This is a genomic window from Kitasatospora sp. NPDC058190, assembly GCF_042883685.1.
Classification (GTDB): domain Bacteria; phylum Actinomycetota; class Actinomycetes; order Streptomycetales; family Streptomycetaceae; genus Kitasatospora.
In genome coordinates this window covers 36608-43846 of sequence record NZ_JBHVVI010000078.1, presented here as the reverse complement: position 1 = coordinate 43846, position 7239 = coordinate 36608, and the positions used below count along the sequence as shown (strand labels likewise).

Annotated in this window: 11 protein-coding genes; 4 read left to right on the top strand and 7 right to left on the bottom strand. The window is 71.5% G+C overall.

Going from position 1 to position 7239, the window contains the following annotated elements:
• Nucleotides 1–66 precede the first annotated feature (66 nt).
• Both ACFVWU_RS30000 and ACFVWU_RS29995 read right to left on the bottom strand, forming a co-directional pair.
• A complete protein-coding gene (locus tag ACFVWU_RS30000) occupies nt 67–495 on the bottom strand; it encodes a hypothetical protein (RefSeq protein WP_387626775.1) in 429 nt (142 codons plus the stop codon).
• 34 nt (nt 496–529) lie between these two features.
• Nucleotides 530–1051, bottom strand: coding sequence for a peptidylprolyl isomerase (locus tag ACFVWU_RS29995; RefSeq protein ID WP_387626772.1), 522 nt, complete (start codon nt 1049–1051; stop codon nt 530–532).
• A 114-nt stretch (nt 1052–1165) separates the two neighbouring features.
• Between ACFVWU_RS29995 and ACFVWU_RS29990 the strand changes: the two genes are divergently transcribed.
• Nucleotides 1166–1381 carry a hypothetical protein gene (locus ACFVWU_RS29990; protein WP_387626781.1) on the top strand — a complete coding sequence of 72 codons (216 nt, stop codon included), beginning with the start codon at nt 1166–1168 and terminating at the stop codon, nt 1379–1381.
• 76 nt (nt 1382–1457) lie between these two features.
• Here ACFVWU_RS29990 and ACFVWU_RS29985 read toward each other — a convergent pair whose 3' ends face one another.
• Nucleotides 1458–2828 (bottom strand): ALF repeat-containing protein, encoded by a 1371-nt coding sequence (locus tag ACFVWU_RS29985; protein WP_387626769.1) that lies wholly within the window; start codon nt 2826–2828, stop codon nt 1458–1460.
• Between the two features lie 153 nt (nt 2829–2981).
• Here ACFVWU_RS29985 and ACFVWU_RS29980 point away from each other — a divergent pair, with 153 nt between their 5' ends.
• On the top strand, nt 2982–3926 hold the full coding sequence (locus tag ACFVWU_RS29980; RefSeq protein ID WP_387626767.1) for an NAD-dependent epimerase/dehydratase family protein: 945 nt from the start codon (nt 2982–2984) through the stop codon (nt 3924–3926).
• A 7-nt stretch (nt 3927–3933) separates the two neighbouring features.
• On the opposite strand, the gene ACFVWU_RS29975 is transcribed toward ACFVWU_RS29980, so the two are convergent.
• From ACFVWU_RS29975 to ACFVWU_RS29965, 3 genes are all read right to left on the bottom strand, one after another.
• Complete coding sequence (locus tag ACFVWU_RS29975) at nt 3934–4260, bottom strand: DUF1330 domain-containing protein (RefSeq protein WP_387626765.1); 327 nt, start codon at nt 4258–4260, stop codon at nt 3934–3936.
• 221 nt (nt 4261–4481) lie between these two features.
• Nucleotides 4482–4700, bottom strand: coding sequence for a DUF397 domain-containing protein (locus tag ACFVWU_RS29970; protein WP_387626763.1), 219 nt, complete (start codon nt 4698–4700; stop codon nt 4482–4484).
• A gap of 5 nt (nt 4701–4705) precedes the next feature.
• Nucleotides 4706–5542 carry a helix-turn-helix domain-containing protein gene (locus ACFVWU_RS29965; RefSeq protein ID WP_387626761.1) on the bottom strand — a complete coding sequence of 279 codons (837 nt, stop codon included), beginning with the start codon at nt 5540–5542 and terminating at the stop codon, nt 4706–4708.
• 254 nt (nt 5543–5796) lie between these two features.
• On the opposite strand from ACFVWU_RS29965, the gene ACFVWU_RS29960 reads away from it, so the two are divergent.
• On the top strand, nt 5797–6234 hold the full coding sequence (locus ACFVWU_RS29960; protein ID WP_387626759.1) for an ATP-binding protein: 438 nt from the start codon (nt 5797–5799) through the stop codon (nt 6232–6234).
• Nucleotides 6231–6506 (top strand): hypothetical protein, encoded by a 276-nt coding sequence (locus tag ACFVWU_RS29955; RefSeq protein WP_387626757.1) that lies wholly within the window; start codon nt 6231–6233, stop codon nt 6504–6506. Before ACFVWU_RS29960 ends, ACFVWU_RS29955 begins: the two co-directional genes overlap by 4 nt.
• A 126-nt stretch (nt 6507–6632) precedes the next feature.
• On the opposite strand, the gene ACFVWU_RS29950 is transcribed toward ACFVWU_RS29955, so the two are convergent.
• Nucleotides 6633–7238, bottom strand: coding sequence for a hypothetical protein (locus tag ACFVWU_RS29950; RefSeq protein ID WP_387626755.1), 606 nt, complete (start codon nt 7236–7238; stop codon nt 6633–6635).
• Nucleotide 7239 lies beyond the last annotated feature (1 nt).

Sequence of the window (7239 nt, the reverse complement as noted above, 5' to 3'; positions counted from 1 at the left end):
CGGTCGGCCTGGGCCGGCGTCGAGCGGGTGGGGACGCGGCGCACCGCGGTGCGCCGGCCCGGGCCGTCAGCTCCCGTCCTGCCGCCGCCCGCGCTTGGCCGGGCGGCGGCTCGGCGTCTGCCCGTCCACCGGCAGTCCCAGGTGGGCGAGCACCTCGCGCACGGCCAGGCGCCCGGCCCTGCGGTAGGAGTGCTCGCTGGTGTCCACGTCGTGCACGACGGTGTGCTGCACCACCAGCGCCAACGCCACCGGGACGCCGGGCAGTTGGTCGGCCAGTTCCAGGCGGACGCCCTCGGCCAGCGCGGCGTGGTAGCGGGCGAGGTCCTCCGGGGTCGGGTCGCCGCGCACGGTGGCGCCTGCGGCGACCTCCAGGTGCAGGCCCTCCTCCCACGGCTCGAAGTCCACCGTGGCGTCCGCGACGTCGCTCGGGCAGCCCGCCTGGAACACGTAGCGGGCCCGCACGCCGCGCACGGGGCGGGGCGGGAAGGCCGGCATCGGCTGAGGGTCCATCACGGTTCCGACCGGGTGCTCAGGAGTAGGTGATCTCGACCGAGGTGACGACGACGTCCTCGACCGGGCGGTCGTCCTCGGTGGGCGTGGTGGCGATCGCGTCGACGACGGCCTTGGAGGCGGCGTCGGCGACCTGGCCGAAGATGGTGTGGCGGCGGTTGAGGTGGGTGGGGGCGCCCACCGTGATGAAGAACTGCGAACCGTTGGTGCCCGGGCCGGAGTTGGCCATCGCCAGCAGGTAGGGCTTGGTGAAGAACAGCTCCGGGTGGAACTCGTCCGCGAAGGCGTAGCCGGGGCCGCCGGTGCCGGTGCCGGTCGGGTCGCCGCCCTGGATCATGAAGCCCGCGATCACGCGGTGGAACAGGGTGCCGTCGTAGTACGGGCCGCTGCCCGGCTCGCCGGTGCGCGGGTCGGTGTACTCCCGGGTGCCCTCGGCGAGTTCGACGAAGTTGCGGACCGTCTTCGGCGCGTGGAACGGGAACAGTTCCAGCCGGATCGGGCCGGCCGTGGTGTGCAGGGTGGCGAACCGGGCAGTGGCCACGGGTGACTCCTCGGGTCGTTCAGTCGATCATCAGGGCTTTCGGGTGCGCATCCTGGCACAGTGGGGTGTTCGCGGCCGAACCGGGTGGGCCGGAAGAGGAAAGGGGTGACCGCGGTGATCGGTGCGGTACTGGTGGCGCTACTGGTGCTGGTCGTCGCCGGGTGCGGGTGCGTGGTGTGGGCCGAGCGCGGCGGGCCGCGCTGGGTGCGCGTGGTCGCGGCCGTCACGCTCGGCGCGGGAGAGGCGCTGCGGCACCTTGAGCGCAGTCGGCGCCGTCAGCGCAGGCGGCGCAGGAGTGTGAGCGGCGGGGACGGCGGCGCCGGGGACTGAGCGGCCCGGCGGCTGAGACAAGCGCATCCCCGGCCGTCGCCGTGACGGCGGCGACGGCCGGGGAGGTACGGGGGTGTCAGCTCTCGGCGGAGCGGCGACGGGAGATCGCGACCAGCGCGGCCCCGGCGGCGACGGCCGCGGCGGCGCCGCCGGCCTCCCAGCCGAGCCCGTCGGTGCCGGTGGCGGCGAGCGTGCCGGTGCGGGTGGCGGTGGCCTCGACGCCCACGCCCGTACTGGTACCCGTACCCGCGGCGGCGGCGGCGCCGGAGCCGGAGCCGGTGGCGTCGGTGGTGGTGCCGGTCAGGGCGGCCGGCTGGACGGTCTGCGGCTGCTGGGTGCCCTGGCCCTGCTGCCCGGCGGGCTTGTCGGCCGGCTTGTCGGCGGGCTTGTCGGCGGGCTTGTTCGCGGCGGCCTCGTCCAGAGCGCGGGCCTTGGCCCAGCCCTCGTTGAGGAAGGCCAGGATGTCGGCGTCGCTGCCGTCCATCGCCTTGCCCGCCGCCTCGCGCACGGCCGGGCCGCCGGAGGCCATGATCTGGGAGACCTTCACCCGGTTGTCGTCGGAGCGCAGCTTGGGCAGCTCGACCTGCAGGAAGTGGGCCACGTCGGCCGGGGTGCCGTTGAGCGCCTTCTGGGCGGCCTCGGCAGTGTCCCGGCTGATGTTCTTGTCGGCCAGGACGACCAGCACCGCGACGCGGTCGTCCTCGGCCTGGGCGGCGGGCCAGCCCTCCTTGAGGAACTTGGTGATGTCCGCGTCGCTGCCGTTCATCGCCTTGACGGCCCCCTCGCGCACGGCGCGGCCGCCGGAGGCGATGAGCTGGGCGACCTTCACCCGGTTGTCGATGGCGCGCTGCTGGGGAAGCTCGGTCTCCAGGAAGTGCCGCATCTCGGCGGCGGTGCCCTTGAGGGCCTTCTCGCCGGCCTCGCGCACCCCGGGCCCGGTCTCCTTGTCCGCGAGGATCCGCTGGATCTCGGCGCGGTCCTGGTCCTCGGCCTGGGCGGCGGGCCAGCCCTCCTTGAGGAACTTGGTGATGTCCGCGTCGCCGCCGTCCAGCGCCTTGCCGGCCGCCGCGCGCACGGCCGGGCCGCCGGAGGCCATGATCTGGGACACCTTCACCCGAAGGTCGTCGCCGCGCTGCTTGGCCAGATCGACCTCCAGGAAGTGCCGCAGCTCGGCCGCACCGCCCTTGAGGGCCTTCTCGGCCGCCTCGCGCACCCCGGGCCCGGTCTCCTTGTCGGCCAGGATCCGCTGGATCTCGGCGCGGTCGCGCTGCTCCTGGCCGTCGGTGCCCTCGGTGGGGGCGGCGTCCGGCGCCGAACCCGAGGCGGTGTCAGGGCCGGAGACGCCGGCCGGCTGGGGGGCGTCGGCGGCCGAGGCCGTCGAGGGGAACAGCACGGCGGGGGCCAGGACGGCGGCCGCGACGACGGCGGACACCCGGGGCAGCTTCATGTAGCGGAACCTGTCTTCTTCATGTGAAGGGATCATGAACGCCCCACAGCATAGATCCTCTTTTACTTTTGCCATACCAGGTATTTGTCCGGGCCTCCGGACCCCGCCCGAAGGCGTGTCCCGCCTGGTCAAGTACGCCGCTAGGGTGGGCGGATGAGCTTCCATCTGGTCGTCGGACACGGGCCCGCCGGGGCCGCCACCGCCCGCCTGCTGGCCGAACAGGGCCACCGGGTCCGGGTCGTCACCCGCACCGGACGCCCCGCCGGGCAGGCCGTCGAGGGCGTCGAACACCTCGCCCTCGACGCGAGCGACCCCGCCGGACTGGCGCGGGCCGCCCGCGGCGCCGTCGCGCTCTACGGCTGCGCCGCACCGCCGCTGCCGCAGTGGACCCAGCGCTGGCCCGCCCTCAACTCCGCGCTGTGCGCGGCGGCCGAGGACAGCGGCGCGGTGCTGGTCATGCTCGGCAACCTGTACGGCTACGGCCCGGTCGAGCGTCCGATGACCGAGGACCTGCCGCTGGCCGCGAGCGGCCCCAAGGGGCGGGTGCGGGCGGCTGCCTGGGAGCAGGCGCGGGCGCTGCACGAGGCCGGGCGGATCCGGGCCGTGGAGGTGCGGGCCTCGGACTTCTTCGGACCGGGCGTCACCGACGGCGGCCACCTGGCCGCCCGGGCGATGCCGGGCCTGCTGAAGGGCCGTCCGGTCGCGGTGCTCGGCGACCCGGACACCCCGCACAGCTGGACCTACCTGCCGGACGTGGCCCGGGCGTTGGTCGAGGTCGCGGGCGACGAGCGGGCCTGGGGCCGGGCCTGGCACGCGCCCACCACCCCCGCCCTGTCGGTGCGCGCGATGGTCGATCGCCTGGCCGCCGAGGCCGGCGCCGGCCCGGTCGCGGTGCGCCGCCTGTCCCCCGTCCTGCTGGGCGTGGCCGGGCTGTTCTCCCCGCTGCTGCGCGAACTGCGCGAGGTCCGCTACCAGTTCGACCGCCCGTTCACCGTGGACGCCTCCGCCTACGAGGCGGCGTTCGCGGTCCGGGCCACACCGCTGGAGGAGCAGCTCGCGGCGACGATCGCGTGGTGGCGCGAGCGGCTGGAGTCCTGACGGCACATCAGTGCTTGAGCGCGTCCGCCCCGCGGTAGCCGGCCGGCACGCCCTCGATCAGGATGATGTCGGCGACCATGTGCCGGGTGCGCAGCGACAGGATCTCCCGGTAGGCGGGCGAGTCCCACCAGGCCCGGGCCCGCTCGTGGTCGGGGAACTCGATGACGATCGTCCCGCCCGAACCCCAGCGGCCCTCCACCGTCTCGTACGTGCCGCCGTGGACGATGAAGCGGCCGTCGAAGGGGTCGAGGGTGGCGTCGATGCGCTCCAGGTACTCGACGATGTCGGGGCCGAACTCGACCGAGTGGACCTGGGCGATCGCGTAGGCGGTCATGGCTTGCTCCTGGAGGGTTCGTCGTGGGCGTTTCCGTCTGACGTCTCCGACAGTAGGGCGCGGGGGGCAGGGGCCGAATCAGTCACGTATCGGCAGGGGGACGTAGGAGCCGGGAGCGGGTGCCCTCCTCCTGGCCGACCACCTCCCGGCCCTGGGCCCGCCCCGGCGCAGCAGGCAGAAGCCCCGCACGGCCACAGCCCGTGCGGGGCGCCCCTGCTGCTTCAGCTGGCCGGAAACTCCCCGCCCTTGACCCCCGCGAGGAACGAGGACCAGGCATCGGCCGGGAAGAGCAGGGTCGGCCCGTCCGGGTCCTTCGAGTCCCGGACCGGCACAACGCCAGTCACACCACTGGCCATCTCCACACATTCGCTCTGCGCACCAGAGAACGAGGACTTCCGCCACTCAAGCCCTTCAGCGCCATACGGCGAGAACTCGCTCACAATCCCTAGACCTTCTCACTCGCCACGCGCCCGATGAGCGCGATCGATTCATTGCGGGGAAGCGACTCCGCCAGCGCACGGCGGAACAGATTGGTGTACTTGAAGACTTCGTCGGGCTCCTCAAGGTACAGAGTGCTGAGGAGGCTGTCGACGTACACCACATCCGTCTCAGCAGTCTCCGGAAAGCCGAGGATGGTGACCGGCCCGAAGAGCGCCGCGTGAACCTCCGACGCCTCAGGCAGAATCTGGACGTTGATGTTAGGGCGTTCGGCAGAGGCCGCCAGGGAGAGAAGTTGCTCCCGCATGACCGTCGAACCACCGACCTGATGCCTCAGTGCAGACTCCGAGATCACGGCCCACACCCGCAGCGGCAGGTCCCTGGTGAGGACTGAGCGACGCTCCTGGCGCACCTTCGTCAGAGTCTCGATCTGGTCAGGCGTCGCATCCTCTATCTGCGCCCTCACAACCGCTCTGGTGTAGTCCTCGGTCTGCAAGATCCCTGGCACCAGGAAAGTTTGGATGCTGTACATGTCCGACGCATCGGACTCCAGTGCAATGTAGTCGGCATAGTGCGGCGACAGAGTGTCCGAGTACCGGTCCCACCACCCACGAAGACGACCCTCGCGTGACAGGACTTCCAAACGGTCCCTGGCCTCCGAATCCGTCACTCCGTACAGGTCGAGCAACAGCCTGAGGTCCACCAACCGAATGCCGGACTGGGCGGCCTCGATACGGCTGATCTTGCTCTCGGCGCATGCCAGATGGCGCGCAGCTTGGGCCATCGTCTGGTTCGCCCCGGTCCGCAGCTCCTTGAGCGTTCGAGCCAACCGGCGCTGACGCACTGTCGGATTCCTGTTCGTGGGCACAGCCCGCGACCTCCCCTCTTCTGTGATCTGCCAGTCTGCCCCCATCTCACCTTCGACAACAATCTTGTTCGGCTTTCAAAGTGAAGACTTGCACCATGGAAGCTTCCAGGAGCATGCTACTCACCGTAGTCCGCTACTCGACATAAAGTGATCATGGCGGGCTCATCACCCGGGCATTCCCATGCCTTCCTCAGCCGTCTCACCCCGCACACTCCGGAGGTGGCTCCGCCATGCCTGAAACCGACTCCCCCTCCCCCACCCCCACCGAGAAGGCCTGCCGACTGCCCCGGTGCCGGACCTCCCCCGGTGTCGCCCGGCAGCGGCTCCGTGACTTCCTCGCCCCCTTCCCCGTCGGCGAACTCCTCCTGTCGACCGGCGAGTTGCTCGTCAGCGAGCTGGTCACCAACGCCGTCCAGCACGCCCGGGTCCCGCGCGACCGCCTGATCCACGTCCACTTCCGCCTCACCCCGGACGACACCCTCCGCATCGAGGTGCACGACGCCGACAGCGAGAAGCCCGCGTTCCGCAAAGCCCCCGCTTCCGCCGAGAGGGGCCGGGGCCTGCTCCTCGTCCACGAGCTGGCCCAGAGCTGGGGCTGTTCCCCGCGCGAGGGCGGCATCGGCAAGTTCGTCTGGTGCCACATCACCCCCGAGGGGGCCGCCGCGTGACCACCGTCGTCCGGGCCGGAATCACCGGCATCATGGCGCCCGCCCTCTTCCCCGGCCTCGACCATGCCCTGCCCGTCCTCTGGGAGCGCGTCCGCGAACTCCCCGTCCGGGAGGCCCACCGGGACTTCATCCGGATCTGCATCGGCCCCGGTGGCGGCCAGGGCGTCGCCCGCTGCCTCGCCCGGGGCGGCAGCTGGAGCACCACCCTCTACGTCGGCGGTATGACCGACTGGACCGCCCACCCGATCACCATCACCACCCATCAGCCCTGAACTCCCCCGTCCCCGCCCGGCGTCCGCGCCGGGCGGGGACGGCGCGCAGCTGTCGCCAGTGCCGCACCACGAGGCCGCCGGGGATCCCAACCGAGCAAGATCGGCGGCTCAAGCCGAGGGATCCCCTCACGTCCAAGGATCCTCGAAGCGGTCCCGGGCCGCCGCCTGGTCCTTGTAGTGCAGGAAGCGGGGTACCGGAATGTCCGGAAGGGACAGATCACTCAAGGGCCACTCCTCGAAGTCGTCACGCAGGAGCCGGAGCAAGAACTCAGCCATCCCACAGGGGTACACCGACCATTCGGCATCGACCCTCTTGTAGACAGCGACCGGCCAGCAGTTCGGATCAGGATCCGTGGTGGCCCAGCAGAGGGTGTCCGCGCCCGCGGTCGTGCCCCAGATGAGCATGTCCTCCAAGCGGTAGACCCCCGCCAGCGACGGATCGCTCCAATGCCGCAGCGCACTGTCCGCCAACGCCGCCTCGGAGATCCGTGAAACCCAGTCCCCGCGCAACGGTTCCCCGTGAACGGCCGGTGTGACGAAGTTCAGCGAGTCCTCGATCGATCCGCTGCCGAAGGCCGCCACGAAGGACCGGTAATCAGCCGGGAACGACACACCGTACGCTTCATCGGCCGCGGTCCAGTCGATGTCCTCGCCACGGGTCGGGCCGGGACGTGACACTCGCCGAATGATTTCCGCCACGGCATCCGATGTGCCATAGGTATTGCTGTTCACG